Origin of the sequence: Sulfitobacter sp. G21635-S1 (genome assembly GCF_027213915.1) — a bacterium.
Classification (GTDB): domain Bacteria; phylum Pseudomonadota; class Alphaproteobacteria; order Rhodobacterales; family Rhodobacteraceae; genus Sulfitobacter.
Map to the genome: position 1 here is coordinate 341,646 of NZ_JAPWGV010000001.1, position 22,097 is coordinate 363,742.

The 22,097-nt window shown below is 61.5% G+C and carries 21 protein-coding genes; 8 read left to right on the top strand and 13 right to left on the bottom strand.

Annotated features, from left to right (window positions below; genetic code table 11):
• Window positions 1–10 precede the first annotated feature (10 nt).
• Together O4H53_RS01620 and O4H53_RS01625 are read right to left on the bottom strand one after the other, a co-directional pair.
• Entirely contained in the window at window positions 11–1,057 is a 1,047-nt protein-coding gene (locus O4H53_RS01620; protein ID WP_269360844.1) for an extracellular solute-binding protein, read from the bottom strand.
• Window positions 1,058–1,103: 46 nt separating this feature from the next.
• Window positions 1,104–2,078 (bottom strand): isopenicillin N synthase family dioxygenase, encoded by a 975-nt coding sequence (locus O4H53_RS01625; RefSeq protein ID WP_269360846.1) that lies wholly within the window; start codon window positions 2,076–2,078, stop codon window positions 1,104–1,106.
• 153 nt (window positions 2,079–2,231) lie between these two features.
• Between O4H53_RS01625 and O4H53_RS01630 the strand changes: the two genes are divergently transcribed.
• Window positions 2,232–3,170, top strand: coding sequence for a nucleoside hydrolase (locus O4H53_RS01630; protein WP_269360848.1), 939 nt, complete (start codon window positions 2,232–2,234; stop codon window positions 3,168–3,170).
• A 21-nt stretch (window positions 3,171–3,191) separates the two neighbouring features.
• Here O4H53_RS01630 and O4H53_RS01635 read toward each other — a convergent pair whose 3' ends face one another.
• Together O4H53_RS01635 and O4H53_RS01640 are read right to left on the bottom strand one after the other, a co-directional pair.
• A complete protein-coding gene (locus tag O4H53_RS01635) occupies window positions 3,192–5,675 on the bottom strand; it encodes an ATP-binding protein (protein WP_269360850.1) in 2,484 nt (827 codons plus the stop codon).
• A complete protein-coding gene (locus O4H53_RS01640; protein WP_269360851.1) occupies window positions 5,672–6,397 on the bottom strand; it encodes a response regulator in 726 nt (241 codons plus the stop codon). Before O4H53_RS01640 ends, O4H53_RS01635 begins: the two co-directional genes overlap by 4 nt.
• Before the next feature lie 255 nt (window positions 6,398–6,652).
• Between O4H53_RS01640 and phnD the strand changes: the two genes are divergently transcribed.
• The 4 genes from phnD to phnE (O4H53_RS01660) all read left to right on the top strand — a co-directional run bounded on the left by phnD (window position 6,653) and on the right by phnE (O4H53_RS01660) (window position 10,076).
• Window positions 6,653–7,633, top strand: a complete 981-nt coding sequence (gene phnD, locus O4H53_RS01645; RefSeq protein ID WP_269360853.1) for a phosphate/phosphite/phosphonate ABC transporter substrate-binding protein — start codon at window positions 6,653–6,655, stop codon at window positions 7,631–7,633.
• An 81-nt stretch (window positions 7,634–7,714) separates the two neighbouring features.
• Complete coding sequence (phnC, locus tag O4H53_RS01650) at window positions 7,715–8,488, top strand: phosphonate ABC transporter ATP-binding protein (RefSeq protein ID WP_269360855.1); 774 nt, start codon at window positions 7,715–7,717, stop codon at window positions 8,486–8,488.
• Entirely contained in the window at window positions 8,485–9,279 is a 795-nt protein-coding gene (gene phnE, locus O4H53_RS01655; protein WP_269360857.1) for a phosphonate ABC transporter, permease protein PhnE, read from the top strand. Before phnC ends, phnE (O4H53_RS01655) begins: the two co-directional genes overlap by 4 nt.
• Entirely contained in the window at window positions 9,276–10,076 is an 801-nt protein-coding gene (gene phnE / locus O4H53_RS01660) for a phosphonate ABC transporter, permease protein PhnE (protein WP_269360859.1), read from the top strand. The genes phnE (O4H53_RS01655) and phnE (O4H53_RS01660) overlap by 4 nt, the downstream gene beginning before the upstream one ends.
• Window positions 10,077–10,103: 27 nt before the next feature.
• On the opposite strand, the gene O4H53_RS01665 is transcribed toward phnE (O4H53_RS01660), so the two are convergent.
• The 5 genes from O4H53_RS01665 to O4H53_RS01685 all read right to left on the bottom strand — a co-directional run bounded on the left by O4H53_RS01665 (window position 10,104) and on the right by O4H53_RS01685 (window position 16,695).
• Window positions 10,104–11,399: a sigma-54-dependent transcriptional regulator gene (locus O4H53_RS01665; protein WP_269360861.1), complete on the bottom strand. Its 1,296-nt coding sequence runs from the start codon at window positions 11,397–11,399 to the stop codon at window positions 10,104–10,106.
• Complete coding sequence (locus O4H53_RS01670; protein ID WP_269360862.1) at window positions 11,396–13,189, bottom strand: ATP-binding protein; 1,794 nt, start codon at window positions 13,187–13,189, stop codon at window positions 11,396–11,398. Before O4H53_RS01670 ends, O4H53_RS01665 begins: the two co-directional genes overlap by 4 nt.
• Before the next feature lie 5 nt (window positions 13,190–13,194).
• On the bottom strand, window positions 13,195–13,587 hold the full coding sequence (locus tag O4H53_RS01675) for a DUF1850 domain-containing protein (RefSeq protein ID WP_269360865.1): 393 nt from the start codon (window positions 13,585–13,587) through the stop codon (window positions 13,195–13,197).
• On the bottom strand, window positions 13,584–15,656 hold the full coding sequence (locus O4H53_RS01680) for a TRAP transporter permease (protein WP_269360867.1): 2,073 nt from the start codon (window positions 15,654–15,656) through the stop codon (window positions 13,584–13,586). Before O4H53_RS01680 ends, O4H53_RS01675 begins: the two co-directional genes overlap by 4 nt.
• Before the next feature lie 82 nt (window positions 15,657–15,738).
• Window positions 15,739–16,695, bottom strand: a complete 957-nt coding sequence (locus tag O4H53_RS01685) for a TAXI family TRAP transporter solute-binding subunit (RefSeq protein ID WP_269360870.1) — start codon at window positions 16,693–16,695, stop codon at window positions 15,739–15,741.
• Window positions 16,696–17,104: 409 nt separating this feature from the next.
• Between O4H53_RS01685 and O4H53_RS01690 the strand changes: the two genes are divergently transcribed.
• Complete coding sequence (locus O4H53_RS01690) at window positions 17,105–18,076, top strand: threonine ammonia-lyase (RefSeq protein ID WP_269360871.1); 972 nt, start codon at window positions 17,105–17,107, stop codon at window positions 18,074–18,076.
• A gap of 331 nt (window positions 18,077–18,407) precedes the next feature.
• Here the strand turns inward: O4H53_RS01690 and O4H53_RS01695 are convergent, their stop codons facing one another.
• From O4H53_RS01695 to O4H53_RS01705, 3 genes are all read right to left on the bottom strand, one after another.
• Complete coding sequence (locus O4H53_RS01695; RefSeq protein WP_269360872.1) at window positions 18,408–18,800, bottom strand: metallophosphoesterase family protein; 393 nt, start codon at window positions 18,798–18,800, stop codon at window positions 18,408–18,410.
• 34 nt (window positions 18,801–18,834) lie between these two features.
• Window positions 18,835–19,113, bottom strand: a complete 279-nt coding sequence (locus O4H53_RS01700) for an ATP-binding cassette domain-containing protein (RefSeq protein ID WP_269360875.1) — start codon at window positions 19,111–19,113, stop codon at window positions 18,835–18,837.
• Window positions 19,114–19,268: 155 nt separating this feature from the next.
• Window positions 19,269–19,676 (bottom strand): RidA family protein, encoded by a 408-nt coding sequence (locus O4H53_RS01705; RefSeq protein WP_269360877.1) that lies wholly within the window; start codon window positions 19,674–19,676, stop codon window positions 19,269–19,271.
• Between the two features lie 100 nt (window positions 19,677–19,776).
• On the opposite strand from O4H53_RS01705, the gene O4H53_RS01710 reads away from it, so the two are divergent.
• Window positions 19,777–20,676: a LysR family transcriptional regulator gene (locus O4H53_RS01710; protein ID WP_269360879.1), complete on the top strand. Its 900-nt coding sequence runs from the start codon at window positions 19,777–19,779 to the stop codon at window positions 20,674–20,676.
• An 8-nt stretch (window positions 20,677–20,684) separates the two neighbouring features.
• Here the strand turns inward: O4H53_RS01710 and O4H53_RS01715 are convergent, their stop codons facing one another.
• Window positions 20,685–21,353 carry a glutathione S-transferase gene (locus O4H53_RS01715; RefSeq protein ID WP_269360881.1) on the bottom strand — a complete coding sequence of 223 codons (669 nt, stop codon included), beginning with the start codon at window positions 21,351–21,353 and terminating at the stop codon, window positions 20,685–20,687.
• Between the two features lie 98 nt (window positions 21,354–21,451).
• Here O4H53_RS01715 and O4H53_RS01720 point away from each other — a divergent pair, with 98 nt between their 5' ends.
• Entirely contained in the window at window positions 21,452–22,009 is a 558-nt protein-coding gene (locus O4H53_RS01720; protein ID WP_269360883.1) for a TetR/AcrR family transcriptional regulator, read from the top strand.
• Window positions 22,010–22,097: the final 88 nt, after the last annotated feature.

A 22,097-nucleotide genomic window follows, 5' to 3' on the forward strand; every position in this document is an offset into this window, starting at 1 on the left:
TTGTTGTTTTTCACGCGCCGAAAATCTCGTTCCAGCGGCGCGCGATTTCCTCGGCGTTGGCGTTCATCAGCTTCCAGTCCCAGTCGATGAACTGCGCCATCGCCTCGCCATGGACCGGCACGTCGCGCTGAAGATCTGCAGGCACCTCGACGTTACGGTTGACCGGCGACACAAAGAATTCGCGCATCAACAGATCTTGCCCCACCGGGCCCAGAACAAAGTTGAGGTACTTATAGGCATCCTCGCGCGCGGCACCGTTCACACAGATGTTGAAGGTCTGGTCCCACATCATCAAACCTTCTTCGGGAATGATGCAATCCACCGGCAGGCCCTGCGCCCGCAGGCGCGCGATCTCGCCGAAATCGAAGGGGGCAATCGCCACTTCGCCGGTGGCCAGCGCGGTGCTCATGTTGAAATCGGTCTGATACACCTGCCCCAGTTCCGCCAGCTTGGCAAAGCCTGTCTCAAGGTCATCAATCCCCGATCCATAGATCATCGATGTCAGCATCAGGAACATTTTCCCGGCCGAGTTCTGGATATTGTAAAGCCCCAGTTGCCCGGCAACCTCCGGGTTCTCCCAAAGGTCTTTCCACGATGTCGGCGGCGTCTGGATCAGGTCGGTGCGATAGCCGATCCCGATGGGCGAAATCAGCCCCACCGCCGCATAGCCATCAGATGCCTTGGTCGCCACCGGATAGAGATCGGCATAATTCGGTAACATCGACAGGTCCAGCTTCTCGAAATATCCCTCGTCCCGCAGGACGGTGGAATAGATCTCGTTCGTCATCAGACAACTGTAGGGCGGGTTGTCCTTCCCGGCGGCGCGCAGGTTGGTGGTATAGACGCGCCCCAGCCCGATATCCAGCTGCGGGTCGATGCCCGTCTCCGAGGCAAAGCCGGGGATCAGCGTATCGCGCCAGAATTTCTCCCAGGATCCGCCATAGGTGGTGATCACCAGCTTCTCTGCCTGAGCGCGCACGCCCGGGACCTGCAGCACGCTTGCGCCGCCAAGCGCAAGCAATGCCGTCAACATTGTACGTCGGTTCATCTGTGTCATTTCAGTTTCCCTGTGGTTTTATGATGCATGATGCAACCCGCGCCCTTCACGAGGCTTTTTTGCGGTAGTCGTAGTTCTTGTTGAGCCGCTCAAGCAGGTAATCGCCATAAAGCACCGGCTCCATTTTCGCGGTCTCTCCCTTGTCCAGCATCTCCTCCGGGCAGGCGACCAATGCGCTCATCGACGGGTCATAGAAGAAGGGCTGCGAATACCTGTCGCGGCGGCTGAGGTTGCGCACCCGGTGCGGGGTGGAGACAAGCCGCCCGTTCGACCATTTCGCCAGAATGTCGCCGACATTCATCACGAATGTACCCTTGATTGGCGGTGCCGGGATCCATTCGTTGCGTTTGTTGCGCACTTCAAGGCCGCCGACATCATCCTGCTTGAGCAGCGTGACAAAGCCGTAGTCGGTATGCGGCGCCGATCCGAACAATTCCTCCTCGTCGGGCTGTTCAGGATAATGCAGCAGGCGCAGGAACAACGTGGGATTGTCGAAATGCTCTTTGAACCAGTCGCGCGGCAGCCCCACCGCCTCGGCAATGCCACCGGCCAGCCGTGCGCCAAGCGCGGTCATCTGGGTCATGTACTCCAGCGCGGTGCTGCGCACCTCCGGCAGATTTTCGGGAAACTGGTTCGGCCCCTGCAAGGGTTCGCCCGCATAAGGGGCGTCTTCGGGAACCTCATGCATGAACATCAGGCTTTCAGACCGGTTCGGCTTGGTCACCTTGGCAACGGACGAGGTCACAATCGTCGAGGTGGACATGGGCATGTACCCACGGTGAAACGCATTGATCTTCAGCTTGAGCTTTTCTTCCATCGGCTGATCGTGAAAGGCCACATTCTGCTGCCGCATCCGCTCCACCAGATCCTCGGACACGCCGTGATCCGACAGATAGGCAAAGCCGGAAACCTCAAGCGCCTCTTTCAGGGCCGCAACGGTTTTGGACCTGTCGCCTGAATTTGCATCATCAGCCAGACCGGCAAGGCTGACGATCGGGATATTGTCGAAATCGCCTTTCATGGACTCTCTCCTTATGCCAATTCTGTATACAATGTACATAAATGAGGGCAGGGCAACCCTTTCCATTCCCAAATCCGGCCCTTCCAGGGCAAAAACCCCGCAACGCCTAAAATTCGATCTTCTCCTCCGCTCCCAATCAAAAGGACTTCCGCCATGACGCCCAAACCCGTCATCATCGACACCGACCCCGGACAGGATGACGCCTTTGCGATTCTGCTGGCACTTGCCGCCCCCGCACTTGACGTGCTCGGCCTGACAACGGTCGCCGGGAACATGGGGCTGGCGCAAACAACCGATAATGCCCGTCGCATCGTCGAACTGGCCGGGCGGGGCGACACACCGGTTCACGCGGGCGCGCCGCGCCCGCTGTTGCGCGCGCCCCGCCCGGTGCCGGAGATCCACGGCGACACCGGGATCGACGGCTGGGACTGGGCCCCGGCCGCGCATCCCCCTGCACCGGGTCATGCGGTGGATTTCATCATCGACACCATCAGCAACCATCCGGACCCCGTGACGCTGATCGCGCTTGGCCCGCAGACCAACATCGCGCTGGCACTGCGCCGCGCCCCCGAGATTGCCGAGCAGATCGACCGGATCGTTTTCATGGGGGGTGGGTTTTTCGAAGGCGGCAACATGTCGCCCGCGGCAGAGTACAATATCCTCGTCGACCCCGAAGCCGCGCGCATCGTGCTGGGGTCCGGGGTTCCGATCACTGCCGTACCGCTGGATTGCACCCACAAGGCACCTGCCCCGCTTGGCTGGTCACAGACCCTGGCCGATCACGGCACCCCTGTCATGCGCGCCTGCGCCGGCATGATGGAATTCTTCGAACGCTACGGCAACGCCAAATACGGCACTGCAACCCGCCCGTTGCATGACGCAATCGCCGTATCCGCGCTCCTTTGGCCCGAGCTCTTTGACGGCAGGTTATGCCCTGTCGATATCGAATGCGCCGGAGAGCTGACAACAGGCATGACCGTCGTGGACTGGTTGCGCCAGACCGGCAAGCCCGACAATTGCCTCTGGCTCAATGCCTGCCACGATCCGGCAGAAGTATACGCAAGGATGGAATCGGCGCTCGCAAAGCTCTGAACGCCACCGGATGGGGCAGGGTCAGATCCCTGCCAAAGCCTGCGCCAAGGCGTCGACAGACACCGGCTTGTCCACACGGGCAAAGCGGCCCCGGTCGGCCTCCCCGATCCGGTCTGCGGCGGGCAACTGAGTCGACATGGCGATGGCGCGGGTCTGCGGGTGACCATCCAGCGCCTTGCGGATCAGATCCCAGCCGCTGTGCTGCGCATCCAGCTTCAGGTCGCTCAGCACCAGATCGGGCCGGGGCGCCCTTTCCAGCGCCGCATGGCCGCCCGCGAAATCGGCGGCGGTGCTCACCTCGAAGCCCAGCGTTTCCAGTGCCGTGGCGGCTGCCGCCAGCGCGCGGGGATCGTCATCAATCACCAGCGCCCGCCCCCGATGCTGCATCACGGCGGTTTCCTCAGCCGCCGGCGGGAACAGCAGAGTGACACGCGTCCCCTCCTCCGGCACCGAGGCGATGTGCAGATTGCCGCCTGACTGGTGCACAAATCCATCCACCATCGACAGGCCCAGCCCGGTGCCGCTGCCATCGCGGCGCGCGGTAAAGAACGGCTCGGTCGCATAGCGCAAGGCCTCGGCACTCATGCCGTGACCATCATCCGCTACTATCAGCGCGATATGGCCATCCTCCCGCTCGGTGACCGAAATCTCGATATGCCCGCTGCTGCTGATCGCCTGACCCGCGTTGACACAAAGGTTCAGGATCGCGCTTTCCAGCTGGCCGGGGTCGATTGTCGCCCAGACCGGCCCGTCCGGCGCAGTGACCGTGAGCGTGACCGTCTCGGGCAGGGCAACCTCCAGCAGATCATGCATTGCATGAAGCAAATCAACAATATCGGTGCGCTGCGGCTCCAGATGCTGTTTGCGGGCAAAGGCCAGCAACCGTTCGGTCAGGGTCACGCCCAGATCCACTGCATCCTCTATCCGCGCCCGCAGGCGCCTGGCCGCATCACCTTCGGCGCTTTCCAGCAGATGCAGATTGCCCGAGATCGTGGAGAGGATGTTGCCAAAGTCATGGGCCACCTCGCCCGTCACCTTGCCCAGGGTCTCGACCCGCTGGATTTCCGCCAGCCGCGCATCGACCAGCCGCCGTTCGGTGACTTCTGAAAACAACCAGACCGCGCCGCCTTCGGGAAAGGGCGAGCGGCGCAGTTCCATCACGTGACCCGCCGCACTTTCATATTCCTGATAACCCGCCGCCGTGACCGCCGTCTCGCGCAACTCAAAAGGCGATTGCGCCAGCAGATCTTCCACCGTTTCCACTGCTGCCGCCCCCTCGGGCAGACGCAATAGCGCACGGATACGCTGGTTCTGCGCCAGGATGCGCCCCGAAGCAGCCGTGATCACCACCCCGTCGGTGATGTTCTCGAACACCCGCGAAAACAGCGTGTTCTGCCGCCGGATCAGCCGTGAATTGCGGTCCAGCCGCAGCGCATTGGCACGAAAGATGCGAAAAGCCGAGAACAGCTGCCCGATTTCGTCCTCGCTTTCCAGCCTGCGTTCCAGCCGCGTCGCACGATCCCCGGCCGCCAGCCTGCGCATGGCCTGAGCGATCCGGTGCAGGTTCATCACCACATAGCGCGAGACAAACACGGCCGAGACCACCGCCACCCCCACGCTGACCGCCATCAGCACCAGCATCACCCATTGCGCCAGCGCCAGACGGGCGCGGGTGTCGGCCTGTGACAACTCAAGCCGTTCACGCGCAGCGGTCACCTTTTGTGCGGCCAGCAGATTGATCCGCTCCGCCTCGGTCCGGATTCGGAACAGGGCGTTTTCCGCGTCCAGCGAAATCGCCAGGCTGCGATAGACCAGATTGAACAGCGTATCATCGCGGCTGATGGTACGGTCGATCTCCTGCACATTGTCGGCTATCTGCGGCGTGGCGACCGCCAGAATGTCGGCACGGATGTTCCTGTACCCCAGTCGGAATTCCCAGATCGAGGTCAGCGTATTGGCGCGCGCGGTCCCTACCGCCTCCATCGCAAGCTGTTGCAACGCGGCCCAGGCCTGCCGCTGATAGGTCGTGGCCTCGCGCGTGGTGATCCACTGCCGATAGCGGCGCAGCAGCACCTCAAGCGCCGCATCTATCCCGGCAATATCCTGACGGATCTGGTTGCGCTGCGGAATGATCTCGACCAGATCATCCACCGCCGCCCGCATCCGTGCCACCGACAGCGACAATTCCGCATCGCCCTCGGCCATGGCTTCCAGCCGGGTGATCGCCGCATAGATTTCATCGGTTTCGGTGGCTATCCCGAAGGGTGGATTCAGCGACAACAGAAAGGGCGCGGACTTCGACAGGGTCGCGGCATTCTGTGACAATTCCAGCGCCCGCGACACTTCGCTCAGGGTCACGCTGTGCAGCAATTCGATCTGCCGGTCGGCCCGCTCCAACGTGTAAAAGGCGATGATCCCGATCGCCGCCGCCACCACCGACAACAGCCCGATGGCCCCCAGCAGCCGCGTTCGGATGCTCAGCCGCGACAGGCCCGCGCCTGTCATGCCCTGCGCCCGTCCAGCACAAAGATATAGCCCTGCGCACGGCGTGTTTGCAGATGCACCGGCTTGGAGGGGATCGGCTCGATCTTGCGGCGCAGGCGCAGGATCAGCACGTCGATGGTACGGTCCAGATAGCGTTCGGTGTCGCTGCCCAGTTCCTCCAGCAGTTCCGGGCGCGGGATGATCCGACCCGGATTGCGCACAAAGTAATCCAGCAGCCGGTATTCCGCATTGGTCAGCGGAATCTCGTTGCCCGCCGCGTCCTGCAACTCGCGTTTCTGCAAATCCACCCGCTTGTCGCCAAAGCCGATCTCGTGACCCGTCGCGGGCGGCGTTACCGCGCCATGACCATAGCGGCGCAGCACCGCACGAATGCGCGCCACCAGTTCGCGCGGGTTGAAGGGTTTGATCAGGTAATCATCTGCGCCGGTTTCCAGCCCGATGATCTTGTCGATCTCATCCCCGACGCCGGTCAGCATGACAATCGGCAGGTTGTATTTCTCGCGGATGTGGATGGCCAGCATCAACCCGCTTTCGCCCCGAAGCCGCAGGTCGATCAGCGCAAGCTCAATCGCGGGAGGATCACCCAGCGCATGAAATGCAGCACTGTCGGCACAGGCAATCGCCCGGTAGCCGCTTTGCTCAAGCAAGGCGGACAACGTCTGCCGGACCTGGGCATCGTCATCGACAATGGCAATCCGGGGCTGTGGGGCGGTACGTGTCATGACCAAGCTATGTCACGGCACGGGCACAGCCGCCAAGCGTCCTGAAAGGGTGACGTGGTGAAAAACCAACCAAACGCCCCCGTATTGTAACTCTGTTAACATTGCGCCGCGCCCCGGTAACTCTGTTAGTCACTTGTGCAGTGGCTCGCGCAGGTCATTGCCGACTAGCATCGGCCCGGATCGACCACCCAGGGGCTGCGGAGGAACGGGCGCCCCTGACTGCCGGTCGACACATGTATTTACGGGAGGAACAAAATGAATATCACCAAAACCCTGCTTGGCACCGCCGTTGCCGCGACCCTTGGAAGCACGGCCGCCTTTGCCCAGGACGACTGCGCCGAACGTGGCGTGCTGGACGCCATCTATTGCGACGCCAACGGCGATCTGGTTGCCGACACCCCCACCGACCCGGCCAAGCTGAACGACCCGTCAACGCTGGTCTTCGCCTATACCCCGGTCGAAGACCCCGCCGTCTACGCCGACATCTGGGAACCATTCATCGCGCATCTGGAAGAGGCCACAGGCCGCGACGTGCAGTTCTTTGCCGTTCAGTCCAACTCGGCCGAGGTCGAGGCCATGCGCTCGGGCCGTCTGCACATCGCGGGCTTTTCGACCGGCCCCACACCTTTCGCGGTGAACCTTGCCGGTGCGGTGCCCTTTGCGATCATGGGCGCGGATGACGGGCAGTTCGGTTACAAGCTGCAGGTCTTCACCCAGGCCGATTCCGACATCAAGGAAATGGCCGATCTCAAGGGCAAGCGCGTCGCCCATACCTCGCCCACCTCGAACTCGGGCAACCAGGCACCGCGCGCGTTGTTCCCCGGTCTGGGTGTGACACCCGACACCGATTACGAGGTCACCTATTCCGGTTCCCATGACCAATCCATGCTGGGCGTGGTTGCAGGCGATTATGATGCCGCCCCGGTGGCCTCGGAAGTGGTCGAGCGCATGGCCGAACGTGGTCTTTACGACCCCGCCGACGTGCGCCTGATCTGGGAAAGCGCGCCCTTCCCGACGACCTCCTTCACCGTGGCCCATGATCTGGACCCGGAACTGGCTGAAAAGATCAAGCAAGCCTTCTTCAGCTTCCAGTTCGAAGGCACCAAGCTGGGTGAAGAATTCCAGGGCGTGAGCAAGTTCATCCCGATCACCTACAAGGACCAATGGGCGGTGATCCGCGAAATCCAGGCCAGCAACGGCGTGGAATACACACCCCAAGGCCTCGCTGCCAACTAAGCGTCAAACACGGCACGGGACGACCCATCGCGGTTGCCCCGTGCCCCTTTGCGCGCGCCCATCTGTCCGTAAGAGGTCACCATGCTGAAAATCGAAAAACTGGTCAAACGCTACAACGGCGGCGATCCCGTGTTGAAAGACCTCGACCTTGAGGTCGGCGGCCAAGAGGTCGTCTCGATCATCGGATCATCCGGTGCTGGCAAAAGCACGCTGTTGCGCTGCATCAACCGTCTGGTCGAACCCACATCGGGCACGATCACACTGAACGGCACCGATCTGACCCAGCTGAAGAAATCGGAACTGCGCCTGGCCCGTCGCCGCATCGGCATGGTGTTTCAAAGTTTCAATCTGGTTGACCGCCTGACAGTCATGGAAAACGTCCAGTCGGGGCGTCTGGGCTATATCTCGACCTGGGCCGCGCTGACGCGCCGCTATCCCAAAGAGGACATCCGCCGCGCCTATGAGCTGATGGAACGCGTGGGCATCGCCCATTACGCCAACAAACGCGCCGACGAACTGTCGGGTGGCGAACGCCAGCGGGTCGGCGTGGTGCGCGCGCTGATGCAGCAGCCCGAAATTCTGCTGGCGGATGAGCCCACAGCCTCGCTCGATCCGAAGACATCGGAACAGATCATGGCGCTGCTGCGCGATCTGGCGAACGAACTGGAATTGCCCGTCATCATCAACATCCACAACGTCACCGAGGCCAAACAATACACCGACCGCATCGTCGGCATGCGCTATGGCCGGATCATCTTTGACGATGTGCCCGACGCACTGAACGCCACCGCAATGGATGAAATCTATGCCGGTGTGCCCGCCGAGGACCGCGCAGCCCAGGGGGCAGCGGCATGAGCGATTTTCCCGACACATGGCGCAAGCCGCCCTTCATCCGCAACACCCTGCTCCGGCGCGGGCTGTGGATTGCCATTCTGGCCTATGTGGTGTTCACCATGGCCACCCTGCCAATCGACTGGGAACGCGTTTCGGCAGGCATGGGCCGCGCCGCCAAGATCTTTGGCGGAGCCTTTCCGCCCAGCTTTGCCCGCGCCGACCTGTTGATCGACGGCTTCTTGGAAAGCCTGAAGATCGCACTGCTGGCCACCGTCGCCGGTGTGGCCCTGTCGATCCCCATCGCCTTTTGCGCCGCGCGCAACATCGCACCCCGGCCCGTCTATTATCTGGGTCGCGCCACCATCATCATCGCCCGCAGCTTCCACCCCGTCATCGTCGCCATCATCTTTGTCAAAGCCGTGGGCTTTGGCCCCTTTGCCGGTGTGCTGACGCTGACCGTCTATTCCATCGGCTTTGTCGCCAAACTGCTGGCCGAACGCATCGAAGAGATCGACTTTGGTCAGGTCGAGGCGATGCGCTCTGCCGGGGCACCGTTCTTCAGCACGCTGATTTACGCCATCGCGCCGCAGATTCTGGCCCGTCAGGTCGGCCTGTCGATCTATCAGCTCGACAGCAACCTGCGCGCCTCCGCCGTGGTTGGTCTGGTGGGCGCGGGCGGCATCGGGGCAACGCTGGCCAATGCCTTTGGCCGTTATGATTACGACTTTGCGCTGGCCATCACCATGGTGATCGTCGGGGTTATCTTGGTGTCCGAAGCCGTCAGCGGCATCATTCGGGAGAAACTGGCATGAACAACCCCGCCGCATTGGACCATTGGTCCCGCTTCACCCCGAAACAGCGCATCAAACGCTACGCCGTGCTGCTGGCCACCCTGCTGGTGGTCGCCTGGGCGCTGCAAAGCATCGACGTGATCTGGGAATGGGTCTGGGATTCACCCGCGCAAATGGCCGACCTGTTCAGCCGCATGGTGCCGCCCGACCCGCAGAACCTGTCAACGATCATGCAGGCCATGTGGGAAACCGTGAACATCGCCACGATCGCCACGCTCTTCGCTGTGATACTGTCCTTGCCCGTCGCCTATATCGCCGCGCGCAACACCACGCCCAACGTGGTGACCCTGTGGATTGGCCGGTTCATCCTTGTCTCGTCACGGTCGGTCAACACGATCATCTGGGCGCTGCTCTTCGTGGCCATCTTCGGCCCCGGCATCATCGCGGGGATCGTTGCGATCATGTTCCGGTCCATCGGCTTCATGGGCAAACTGCTGGGCGAAGCCATCGAGGAGATCGACACGCGTCCCGTCGAGGCCCTGCAAGCCAGTGGTGCCACGCGCTTCAAGGTGGTGCTTTATGCCATCGTGCCCCAGGTCATGCCCACATTCTTTGCCGTCTCGATCCTGCGCTGGGACATCAACCTGCGCGAATCCACGGTGCTTGGGCTGGTCGGTGCGGGTGGCATCGGGATCATCCTTCAGGGCGCCATCGACACGTTCAACTGGCCCGAAGTCTCGACCATACTGCTGGCGATCCTTGCCTTCGTCATCCTGGGTGAAGTGGTGTCGATGTACCTGCGCAAACGCATCCTGTGACCTTGCAGGGGCAAGCCGTGCATCGCCTCAGGGTTTGATCCCCTGGCGGTTCATCTTGGCGTTCAGGGTCCGGCGCGGAATGCCCAGCTGTGCGGCGGCCCGCGCCGTGTTGCCCCGGCATTGATCGAGGACACGCATGATCTCCAATGCCTCGAAACGTGCCACGCGGTCCTTCAAGGTGCCTTTCACCGCCAGATCCCGGGTATCGGCAACCCCGTCCAGCCCCAGTATCCGCCGCTGCGCCGCCTGCCGCAACTGATGGGCATTGCCGGGCCAGTCATGGCTCTGCAGCGCCTTTCGCTCCGCAAAGGTGATCTCGGGCACGGGCACACCGTGGCGCACAGCCGCCTGGGTCATGAAATGCACAAACAGCACCGGAATATCCGGCGCGATCTGGCGCAGCGGCGGCAGCTGAATCTCGACCCCTGCCAGCCGATAATACAGGTCCTGCCGAAAAGCCCCCTTCGCAATCAGCTCTTTCAGGTCCTCGCTGGCCGAGGCCACAACCCGCAGATCGACATCAATCGGGGCCTGCCCGCCCACCGGTTCGATCTGCCGCGATTGCAGCAGGCGCAACAAGAGCGGCTGCAACTCAAGCGGCATCACATCAATCTGGTCGAGGAACAATGTCCCCCCCTCGGCAAGGCCCACGCGCCCCGGCTGCAAGGTGCCCGTGGCATCAATGCGCCCGAACAGGTCCACCCCGAACCCGCTGTTCGGCAAGGCTGCGCAATTGATCGTGACAAACGGGCCGCTGCGCCCCGACTGGTCGTGCAGACTGCGCGCCGCCAGTTCCTTGCCGGTCCCGGTTTCGCCCTGCAGGATGACATCGACGGGCAGGCCCGCAATTTCCGTCAGCCGCGCACGCACGGCGGCGATTGCGGTGGTCTCCCCGATCAGATGCGCGCCCTCGACCTTCAGACGCTCGCGCAGCATCCGGATCTCTGCGTGCAGACGCCCGGCAGCAAGGCTGCGCTCGACCACTGTCAAAAGATGATCGGCATCATAGGGCTTTTCCAGAAAATCCTGTGCCCCGCGCTGCATCGCACGTACGGCATGCGCAACATCGCCGTGTCCGGTCAGCAAAACGACCGGCAGATCGGCCGCCACTTCCCGGACCGCATCCAATACCCCGATGCCGTCAAGGCCGGGCATCCGCAGGTCCGTCAGGACAAGGTCAGGCAGCGGCCCTTCCAGCGCATCACGCGCGGCAATGCCCCCTGACAGGCCGACCGGATGATGCCCCGCCGCCGCGATCAGATCACACAGACCCTCGCGGTGATCGTCATCGTCATCGACCACCCAGATTTCGGCCCGGCTCATGCGGCGGTCTTTCGGTTGCGTTGCTCAGCGCGGGGCAGCGTCACGGTCGCACAGGTGCCCTCCCCCGGAGCGGCGTCGTAATGCAGTGTTCCGTGGAAATCCTGCACAATGGACTGGCTAATCGCAACGCCCAGCCCCAGCCCCTCGCCTTCCTGCTTGCGGCTGAAGAAAGGCTCTCCGATCTTGGCAATCGCCTCGGCGTCCAGGCCCACACCATTGTCCTTCACCGTCACGATCACCGCCTCGGGGGTCACCCTCCGCGTGACCACGACCTGACCCGCCGCAGTGGCAACCACCGCGTCTAGCGCATTCAGCAGCAGGTTCACCAACACCTGCTCCAGCCGCACCATGCCACCCATCACCGGCGGCGCGTCACCGGGGCAATCACAGGTCAGCTTGGCCCCGATGTCATCGGCGCGGTGGCGGACAAGTTCGATGGCGTTGTCGATCACCCGGTCCATGTTCACCGGGGTCAGTGTCCCGGTATCCTTGCGGCTGAAACTCTTGAGGTGCTTGATGGTCCGCAGCATCCGCCGGATATGGCCGCGTGTGGTTTCGATCCGTTTCGCCGTGCCGCCGGCATCCCGCGTCCCGCCAATGGCAGCGGCGGCCAGGGTCGCCTCCATCGCGGCAAGCGGCTGGCTGATTTCATGGACGATGGCGGCGGACATCCGGCCCAGTGCGGCCATCTTCTCGGAATGGATCAGCGCATCCTGGGCACGGTTCAGCTCCTGTTCCGCCGCGATGCGCGTTTCGATCTCGGCGGCCAGCTCGCGGGTCCGCCGCTCCACCTGCTGCTCCAGCAACCGGCTTTGCTGCAACCGCATGCGGATCATCCGCCGGCGCTGCAGCAGGGTCTGCACCAGCAGCGCCGCCGCCAGCGTTGTCAGCCCGAGGATCGCCGCCGTTGCCAGCGCGGTCAGCCGTGCGGTGGCAACCGGGCTGGCCTGGATCACCTGCCAGTCCTCCTGTTCCATGGCCAGACGGCGCAGCAGAAGCGACCGCCCCGACAGGTCCACAGGCTGTACATCAGCCAGCGACGACGGCGCCGCCGCCAAAAGTGCGTCGGCCGTGTCGAAATTGACCCCCTCATAGCGCCTTGTCACCGCAATATGGTCGCGTGCCTGCGCCCCGAGGGCAAACAGCGGCCGGTAAAGCCAGTCAGGCTGACCCGACAGAAAGATGATCCCGTCCGCATCGGCAATCGCCGTGTCGACGGCGGCCAGCCGCCAGGTTGCCTGCAAGGGCGTCAGGTCAATCTTGACCACCAGCACGGCAAGATCCCCGCCCCCCAGATCCAGACGCGACGACAGGAAATATCCCGGTCGGCCCGTGGTGACCCCGATCCCATAGAAACGCCCGGCACCCGCATCCATCGCATCACGGAAATAGGGCCGGAAACTGTAGTCGATCCCCACGAAACTATCCGGCGTGTTCCAGTTGCTGGCCGCGATGGCGATGCCCGATTGATCCAGCAGATACAGCTGGTTGGCACCCGATACGGCGGCAATCGTCTCAAGATACCGGTTTGCGGCAGCAACCGCCCCGGCATCCTGCGGTGCCGTGACCGCCCGGCTGATCCGCACGTCCTGTTCCGCCACCTCCGGCAGATACCGGAACCGGTCGATCTCCGTCTCGATGGACCGCCGCGTCAGGGTCAGCGATTGGTCCAGCGTCTCGGCAAGGCGCAGAATCTCCACCCGATAGGCCACCATCCCGCCCATGCCCGCAACCAGCAGCGCAAGGCACAGCATGAACAGGAAAGTGCGTATATGGCCGGTACGGATCATGGCCCTCAGTCTGGCACGGGTTCGGTACGTTTTACAGCCTCCGTTTTACAAGGCGCGACCATGATCGGCGCGGCACGATCAGCGCCGATGACCTGACAGCGACCGTCCGCGCAGAGCGTCCAGCCTGCGCCCGTCGCACCGGAGGCCGCCAGCATCAGCGCCGGAACCTGAAGATGGCCGGCAGAGACCCACCATCCATCCTTCAGAACCGCATCCGGCCCCGGCTCCATCCCCGCGCCCGAACCCTTGAGGCGCGAGCCTTCCAGCGTCAGCACGTCACCATCGACGCGCCAGTCTTCCTGCCAGGCGACATGTTCGACCGAATGGGTCCATTGCAGCGTGAAAGACCCCAGCGCCAGATGCAGCACTGCGGCCCCCACGCTCAGACACCCGGTCACGCAACCGCCCTGCGCCGCATGATGACGACACCGCCGACAAAGAGCGCCGCCAGGGCAAAGCCGATTTCATCAGTGGCAGGCAAGGCCGCGATCAGCGTGACAGCCGCGACGATGCCCAGGATGCGCAGGGGCCAGCCCAGCGGACGGCCCAGCCAGCCGATCACCGCAGCGCCCCACATCCCGATGCACAGGACCGTCTTGAACACGATATAGGCGACGGCGGGCCAATACCCGATCGTTTCGGCCAAAGGCCCGCCCGCCTGCAACATCAGCGCAGGCGTATAGACCGCCATGAACGGAATGACGAAGCCGGCGGCCGCCACCTTGATCGCCTCCAGGCTGATCTTGAGCCCGCTTTCCTTGGCGATGGGCGCTGCCGCAAAACAGGCCAGCGCCACGGGCGGTGTCAGATCCGCAAGGATGCCGAAGTAGAAGACGAACATGTGGCTGACGATCAGGGGCACACCAAGCTCAAGCAGGGCAGGCCCCGCAATCGACGAGGTGATGATGTAATTGGGGATCGTGGGGATCCCCATGCCCAGCAGGATGCAGGTGAACATCGTCAGGATCAGGCTCAGCAACAGACTGCTCTGCCCCACTGCCACAATGAACTGACCAAATGTATTGGCCGCCCCGGTCAGGGTCATCGTCCCGATGATGATGCCGACCAGCGCACAGGCAACCCCAACCGGCAGCGCGGTCTTGGCCCCCTCGGCCAGGGAATCCCGGCACAGGATCAGGGTTTCACGCCCGCCGTGTGACAGGGCACACCAGACAAGAAGCACAGCCAGTGCCGCGATCAGCACGTCGATGCCAAATTGCAGGAACCCGGCGGCGACAAGACCCAGACACAGCCAGAATACGGTACGCATGGCCCCCGCAGGAAGGTTCAGCACAGCGGACCCGCCCAGGATCAAGAGCACGGTCAGCCCCAGACCGATGGTGCCCGCAAACAGCGGCGTGTAACCACCGAACAACAGGTAAACCAGCACACCCAAAGGCACGAGCAGCATCCAGTTTTCCCGGATCGCCTTGCGGGCAGAGGGCAGATCATCCTTGCTCAGCCCGCGCAACCCGTGACGCCCGGCTTCAAGGTGAACCATCCAGAAGGCCGAGGCAAAATAGAGCATCGCGGGGATCAGCGCGGCTTTGACAACTTCGACATAGGCCACGTCCAGCGTCTCGGCCATGATGAAGGCAACAGCCCCCATCACCGGCGGCATGATCTGCCCGCCCATCGAGGCAGTCGCTTCGACCCCCCCGGCAAAGGCGGGCCGGTAGCCGAATTTCTTCATCAGGGGGATCGTGAACTGACCTGTGGTCACCACGTTGGCAACGCCCGAGCCCGAAATCGTCCCCATCAGCCCCGAGGACACCACCGCAACCTTGGCCGCGCCGCCTTGCCGCTGACCGAACAGACCCAGCGCCACATCGGTAAACAGGCGGATCATCCCGGCCCGTTCAAGGAACGACCCAAACAGGATGAACAGAAAGATATAGGTCGAGGATACATAGGTCGGGATGCCATAAATCCCCTCGGTCCCATAGGCCATGTGGTCGATCACCTGAGAGAAATCGTAACCACGGTGATTCAGCGGCGCGGGAAGATATTCACCAAACAGGCAATAGGCCAGGAACAGCCCCGCGATCAGCGGCAGGGCAAAGCCCATCATCGTCCAGGCGGCTGCAAAGACCACAACCAGCGCCACCACGCCTACGACAATGTCCTGCGTCAGCGGACGCCCGGCACGCAGGATCAGCGGCTGGTACTGCCACCACTGGTAGAGCGCCACCGCAACGCCCGCCAGGGCAAAACCCCAGGCCAGAGCCTTCAGCGACGCCGACATGCGGCGGCCATAGGCGATCAGGGGAAAGGCCAGCAACGTGAGAAAGCCGACATGCACAGCGCGTGTGATCTGGCTGGAAAGATCGACAAGATGCGCGGCGGTGACGATCTGAAAGACCGAAAACAAAACCGCGATCCAGAACAGCAGACGGCCAACGGGACCAGCGCCAAACGACACCTCGTGTCCCTCTTGCGGGTCGGGGGGTGAAACGGGATTGGACATGAGAACACCTTGGACAGATCAGAGAGACCGGATGGGATGCGCCACACGGCGCACCCCAACCATATGCGAAACACGGGTGTGCTTACTTGAGGATGCCCATCTCGCGGTAATACCGCTCTGCGCCGGGATGCAGCGGAATCGGCATGCCCTCCAGCGCTTTCGCCATGTCGATCTGCGCCGCCGCCTGATGGGCCGCAACCAGCGTATCCAGGTTCTCGAACAGCTGCTTGGTCATCTGATAGGCGATCTCGTCGCTGACGCCCTCGTGGCTGACCAGGAAGTTTGACACGGCAACGGTCGGCACGTCAGCCTCCTGACCGTCATAGGTGCCTGCGGGGATGGTGGCCGCAACATAGGGCGCGCCCAGCTTTTCAGCCACATCGCCGGGGATCGCTACAACGGTAATCGGCACCGAAGAAGCCAGATCGCGGATCGAGGCAACGCCAAGCCCCGCAGATTGCAATGTACCGTCCAGCTGACGGTTCTTGATCAGCTCAACCGATTCAGCAAAGGGCAGATACTCGATCTTGCCCAGATCCTCATAGGACATGTCCATCGCGCCGAAAATGGCGCGTGCGTTCAGCTCGGTGCCCGATGCCGGTGCGCCCACCGACAGGCTCTTGCCTGCCAGATCGCCGAACTCGGTGATGCCGCTGTCGGTGCTGGCAACAATCTGGATGTAGTTCGGATAGATCGCCGCGATGCCCCGCAACTTGTCCAGTTTCTGCGCAAAGCCCGCATCCGCGTTCCCTTCCCAGGCCATCGCGACGGAGTCACCCAGCGCAAAACCCAGCTCGCCACGTCCGTCCTGCAACAGGTTCAGGTTCTCGACGCTGGCCTTGGTCGATTGCACCTGCGTGCGCACGCCGTCGATCTTCTCGCCATAGATATTGGCCAGCCCCGCGCCCAGCGGATAGTAGACGCCGGATGTGCCACCGGTCAGCACGTTGATGAACTCCTGCGCCTGTACGGCAAACGGAGCTGCCGCCAGTGACGTCGCCAGTGCACAACCGCGCAGAGCGGATTTGAAATTGATCATGGTTTTCCTCCCAGAAATGATCGAAGGCCCGGGGGCCCGACGCTGGCTACAGTCGGTTGCGACAGGCGGCAGAGACAAGAAAATGCCGCCGGAGGACCCATAATACCTGGCAAGAAATGACCACGGTTCTGGCCAGAAACAGCCAGGGCACAGGCCTGGTGGCTTTTCCGTCAACATCCCGCGCTCCGCCCAGATCGGGCATGATCGGTTTGAAGCAAAACCTATCATCGGATTGCGCTGCAAACTTTGGCCGAAGTTTTTGGCGGATACAGGCAGGGAGAATCTATCAAGGATTTCCAAAGGTGTGGTCTGTGAATAAACATCATTGCGTAAACGTCTCCGATATAAGCGTTTCTTGGAGATTGGTTTTCGCCGACCATCGAGCCTTGTCCTAAACAGGAGTTATTGCATGCAAGCGCCATCTGTCGAAGAGTTCCAGACCGCGCATGTTGCATTGCGCGACCAGGTCATCCGCACGCCTACGCTGACTTTAGCGCATGCGCCCTTCCGGGAGCGTTTTCCGGCTGATGTTCAAGTGCGTGCAAAGCTTGAACTGTTTCAGCATGCCGGCTCATTCAAAGCCAGGGGCGCGATTTTAGGAATAAGACAGCTGACCCCGGAACAACGTTCCGCGGGAGTCGTCGCCGCAAGTGGCGGCAATCACGCCATCGCCGTTTCATGGGCCGCAAGGGCTGTCGGCGTGAACGCCTCGATTTTCATGCCGGAAACCGCTGATCCCTTGAGGATCGATGCGTGCCGCAAGCTGGGCGCAAAAGTCACGCTTGTCTCCGATATTGCCAAAGCCTTCGACTTGATGTCGGAGACGGAACAAAGCGAAGGGCGCACCATCATGCACCCTTTTGAAGCCAGACACATGACACTCGGTGCCGGAAGCTGCGGCATCGAACTGCTTGAGGATGCCGCTGATTCCGATATTTTTGTCATCCCGGTTGGTGGCGGCGGGCTCATCAGTGGTATCTCTGCAGTGGTACGCCAAGCGCGCCCCGACGCAAAGATCTTTGGCGTGGAGCCGGTGGGTGCGGACACGATGTTCCGAAGCCTCGAAGAGAGCAAACCTGTGACGATTGCAAAAGTCGACACAATTGCCGACAGCCTTGGTTCACCCTATGCGCTGCCCTACAGTTTTGAGATTTCCCGACAAAATGTCAGCGCCATTGCGCGCGTTACCGACGACGAAATTCGATCCGCCATGCGGCTTTACTTCGACGCTCTGCGCTTGATTGCCGAGCCCGCCTGCGCTGCGGCGCTCGCGGCCGTTTGCGGCCCGCTAAAGGAAATCTGCGCAGGGCAAAAAGTGGCAATCATCGCCTGCGGCTCGAACATTTCTCTCGAACGTTACGACAGAATATTGGGACAATAAGACAGCTTGGCGGCGATAAGGAGTAACGGTGTCCTGAGACTAAAACAGGTGCAAACGACGTCTGGAACGCCTTCCAAGACTAGATTTCGACAAACGTAAGCGACGGTCCCAAGTTGAATATCCTGGTTTGATCCAGAACCGCGTTCCGCCCGGCGCAATGGTGGAGATGCCCGCACAGGTGCAGCCTCGGTTTTTTCCGTGTTAGAGTGTCCAAGAGTGCTTGGCTGCCGTCGTGACGGCCATCAGCCTGATGGTCAGCAATTCCGAACGGAGGCGCATGGGAGACCAGGACGGCACCCTCGGGACAGGCCTGCAGCGCCTCATCTGCCTGCTACTCGGAGTAGCTTTCGCTCCAAGGCGCGTTCTTTTGAAAGGGGATCTCTCGTCCGATCCCGAAAAATGTCACACCGCCAAAGGTCGCCCCGTCCCCGTCTAGATAGCGTAGCATCGAGGCGGCCTCACATGCCTGGCGCAGCTCTTTTGAATTGTCGTGGTTGCCTGAAACCACAATCAAGGGAACCCTCACCCCCTTAAGGATATCCAGTGTATCCGATAGCCCGATCCCCCGCATCGCGAAATCTCCGGCACCCACGAGCACGTCCGCGTCGGCGCTGGCGGCAACGATCCGCTGCGCGATTACGCGGTCCCTGGTCAGGAAAGTCGCAATTCCGTCGAACGAAATGCCGTCGCTTTCACCGACGAAAATGAGCAGGAACGCCAGCACAAGACAGGTAAGAAGACACCAGAGGAAAAACGGTTCACGTGTCGGCCTCCGGCAGAACGATGTGATAGCTGGTGCGATACCCCTGAAACTGAAGCGAATGGACACGCCCCGTCAGCTCTCCTTCCACCGCGCTGCCCTCCGGGCGCGCAGCGGGCCGATGCGGCGGCACGAAGGTCATATCGTCTTTTCCAAACGTCACCCGCCCAGATGTCGGGAAGACGAAACCGGCTACAATCCTCAGCAGAGTGGTCTTGCCGCAACCGCTTGGGCTCAGAAGTGTAAAGAAGGTGCCATCGGCAATCTTTCGTCCCACCCCCTTGAGGACCTCAACATCCCCGTAACACTTGCTGACGTCTATCAAGGAAGCCGCTCAGGGGGTGACGAGGAGTTTCGGGATCCCGTGTCTGCGACCTATTTGAGGGTGCCGGCCGGACGGGTATCAGCGCTCTCAACGGCCAGCACAGAAATCTACGCGGGTATCTGAACCACCATTTCAATCTCGATTTTCAAATCTTCATTGGCCAGTGATGCGACACCGATACCGGTAAGGCTTGGTTGTTCTCCGCCAAGGAACGCCGTTATCTGGGTCATCACGATGACCATCGTCGCATCGTTCAGCTCCGTCATGTAGACGCGCATCTGGACAATATCACGCGGTATCGCACCGATGGCGCGCAAGGCTTCCGCCAGATTTGATATGACCTGACCGGTTTGCCCCTCAAGCGTTTCCGGCACGGCAGATCCGTCGGCGCTCCAGGCGACCTGCCCCGAGATAAAAGCCAGCCTGCCGGGGTTGGCGATGGATATTTGCGAATAGCCCACCTTACCAGCATCGGGCAGCGTATCCGGATTCATTCGCGCGATTGCATTTGACACATCAATTCTCCTTGCTTTGCTTGATGCTCGCTAGGTAAGCCAAACCATAGGCGAACAGGATTCGTGACTGAGGCGAACTGAGTTCTTCAATTGAGGGCAAATGGCTGAATCAAAGGTAAATGACATTCTGGTCTTTCTATCCGTCGTAGAGACGGGAAGTTTCGCTTCTGCGGGACGGGCTTTTGGTCTCTCCCGGTCAACGGCAGGAAAAGCGGTTTCGCGCCTTGAAGAACGATACGGCCTGCGCCTGCTAAACCGCACAACCCGCGCCATCAGCATGACCGAGGAAGGGCAAAGACTGTACAAGCAGGGGCTGGCGATCCAGGCGGCGATTGCAGATGCCGATTTGAGCATGGCCGGTGGCAAGGGCATTCCCAAGGGCACCCTACGCATCGCCGCACCTGACGCGCTTGGGCGGCGGCTTTTGATGCCCGTTGTGCGGCAGTTTCAACAAGACTGGCCAGAGGTTCGTTTCGAGATCAGTTTTTCCGATACCCTGCGTCACATCATCAAGGAGGGTTTCGACCTTGCGGTTCGGATCGGGGTCACCTCGCCGGATACATCCCTGATCTCGCGCACCCTGATGACCGACAGACCCGTGCTGTGCGCATCCCCATCCTATCTGGACGGCCGCGAAACACCCAGCAGAATAGATCATCTGAGCACACATGACCTGCTTCAGTTCTCAAGCGTCGGACAGCGCCAGGTCTGGGTCTTGCAGGACGCCACCGAGTTCTGGAGCAATGCGCCGGGACAGGTCACCTTGCGGCTGGACAATGCCGAGGCTCTGCGCGAGGCCGCACTGGCGGGAATGGGGATCGCCTTGTTGCCAAGCATATTGGTCAAGGATGACCTTGCAGCGGGTGCGCTGGTACGCATTCTGCCAGACGTTGCGACTGGCGAGGTTCCCATCGTCGCGCTCTATCCGCACAAGAGGTTCCTGGAACCCCGCGTTCGGCGGTTTATTGACATGCTGGCGGCCAACATGCCCGGGCATTAAGTCCTGCATTAGGCTCTATGTTTACTGCTTTCGGTGGCGCGCCCCATTCCCCGCCACCCCTGGACGCTTGGTCGGGCCAACATCCGGCTGTGCCATTCATGCAAATGGCCGAGGTGGGGCGGGATCTCCAGCTTGACGAGATCCGCAAAGATGAAAGCGGCGACAACGGTTATGTCCGCCATCGAAAACGTCTCGTCGGCGATATGGGGCCGCGTCGAAAGGACCTCGTCGAAATAGCACGCACCACGCAACGCCTTTTCGCGCATCTTCTCGCCCCATCCCGCGTTCTGGTAGAGTTCGACTTCTGGCCCCAGTCCAGGTGTGGCGTGATGGAAATAGACGCTGATCGGGTCCAGAAACTCGATCTCGGCGCGTTTGTTCATCATGTGGATCATACCCCGTTCGCGTGCCGAGACGCCGGTCAGCCGGGGCTGGTCGCCAAGATGATCCAGATACTCCGTGATAGCGGTGCATTCGGCCAGGAATGTCCCATCCGCAAGTTCGAGAACCGGCAGGGTGCCGGAATAATTCTTCTCCAGAAACTCCGGCCTTTTATGGGCACCCGTTCTCAGATCCACTTCGACAAAGCGTACCTTGTCTTGCAGATCCAACTCTGCCAGCGCAATGCGGACGCGCGCCGGATAAGGCCCGTGGTTGAAATCATGAACAATCATCATTGGTGGTTGCTCCGCTACCTATCAGTTGGTAGGCACATTGACATGAAACGACACAGAGTCAATCTCCCGCAATACCGAGATTTTGGAAGCCAACGCCCATGTCCGAAAACACCAAAGAGAAACTGCTCGCCATCGCCAGAATGCGCGTACAGGCGCATGGCTACGACGGCCTGAATTTTCGGGATCTTGCGGCAATGCTTGGTATCAGGGCACCCAGCCTCTATCATCACTTCCCCAGCAAGGCGGCCCTCGGTGCTGCCGTGGCCTGGCGCTATTGTGACGATGTTCAGGCTGCCCTTGATGCGGTTTCGCAAGCTCACGCTTCACCGCGCGCCTGCCTGCTGGCGTATCCGGGCATATTCCGCAAGGCGCTGGAGGGCGACACGCGCATCTGTCTGGCAAGTTTCCTGTCCGCCCAAAGCGATGATGTTCCCGAGGAAATACGCGAAGCGATCCGGGCGTTTATTGATATCAACGTGACATGGCTTGCCGGGCATCTTTCCACGCTTGTATCCAAAGACATCGCCATGCGCCGCGCCGATGCGATCTATGCAGCGGTGGCCGGGGCGCAACTGACGGCGCGCGGGTCAGGCGGTTTGCGCCGTTATGACGACCTCATTGCGACATTCAGAGAGAGCGGCCTGCTGGGTGCGTGACCCGAACCTGTCGCAGTAACAGTGTATTGGGACCAAATGCGACCTGGCGGCGCGCGCCGATAATTCCGCTCGTTGCATCATCTGGACC

Bases quoted from the DNA above. Each gene is read 5' to 3' on its own strand.
- O4H53_RS01630 (WP_269360848.1), top strand. From the start codon at position 2,232: ATGACGCCCAAACCCGTCATCATCGACACCGACCCCGGACAGGATGAC.
- O4H53_RS01635 (WP_269360850.1), bottom strand. From the start codon at position 5,675: ATGACAGGCGCGGGCCTGTCGCGGCTGAGCATCCGAACGCGGCTGCTG.
- phnC (WP_269360855.1), top strand. From the start codon at position 7,715: ATGCTGAAAATCGAAAAACTGGTCAAACGCTACAACGGCGGCGATCCC.
- O4H53_RS01720 (WP_269360883.1), top strand. From the start codon at position 21,452: ATGTCCGAAAACACCAAAGAGAAACTGCTCGCCATCGCCAGAATGCGC.
- O4H53_RS01685 (WP_269360870.1), bottom strand. From the start codon at position 16,695: ATGATCAATTTCAAATCCGCTCTGCGCGGTTGTGCACTGGCGACGTCA.
- O4H53_RS01665 (WP_269360861.1), bottom strand. From the start codon at position 11,399: ATGAGCCGGGCCGAAATCTGGGTGGTCGATGACGATGACGATCACCGC.
- phnD (WP_269360853.1), top strand. From the start codon at position 6,653: ATGAATATCACCAAAACCCTGCTTGGCACCGCCGTTGCCGCGACCCTT.
- O4H53_RS01625 (WP_269360846.1), bottom strand. From the start codon at position 2,078: ATGAAAGGCGATTTCGACAATATCCCGATCGTCAGCCTTGCCGGTCTG.
- phnE (WP_269360857.1), top strand. From the start codon at position 8,485: ATGAGCGATTTTCCCGACACATGGCGCAAGCCGCCCTTCATCCGCAAC.
- O4H53_RS01670 (WP_269360862.1), bottom strand. From the start codon at position 13,189: ATGATCCGTACCGGCCATATACGCACTTTCCTGTTCATGCTGTGCCTT.
- phnE (WP_269360859.1), top strand. From the start codon at position 9,276: ATGAACAACCCCGCCGCATTGGACCATTGGTCCCGCTTCACCCCGAAA.
- O4H53_RS01680 (WP_269360867.1), bottom strand. From the start codon at position 15,656: ATGTCCAATCCCGTTTCACCCCCCGACCCGCAAGAGGGACACGAGGTG.
- O4H53_RS01690 (WP_269360871.1), top strand. From the start codon at position 17,105: ATGCAAGCGCCATCTGTCGAAGAGTTCCAGACCGCGCATGTTGCATTG.
- O4H53_RS01640 (WP_269360851.1), bottom strand. From the start codon at position 6,397: ATGACACGTACCGCCCCACAGCCCCGGATTGCCATTGTCGATGACGAT.
- O4H53_RS01710 (WP_269360879.1), top strand. From the start codon at position 19,777: ATGGCTGAATCAAAGGTAAATGACATTCTGGTCTTTCTATCCGTCGTA.
- O4H53_RS01620 (WP_269360844.1), bottom strand. From the start codon at position 1,057: ATGACACAGATGAACCGACGTACAATGTTGACGGCATTGCTTGCGCTT.
- O4H53_RS01715 (WP_269360881.1), bottom strand. From the start codon at position 21,353: ATGATGATTGTTCATGATTTCAACCACGGGCCTTATCCGGCGCGCGTC.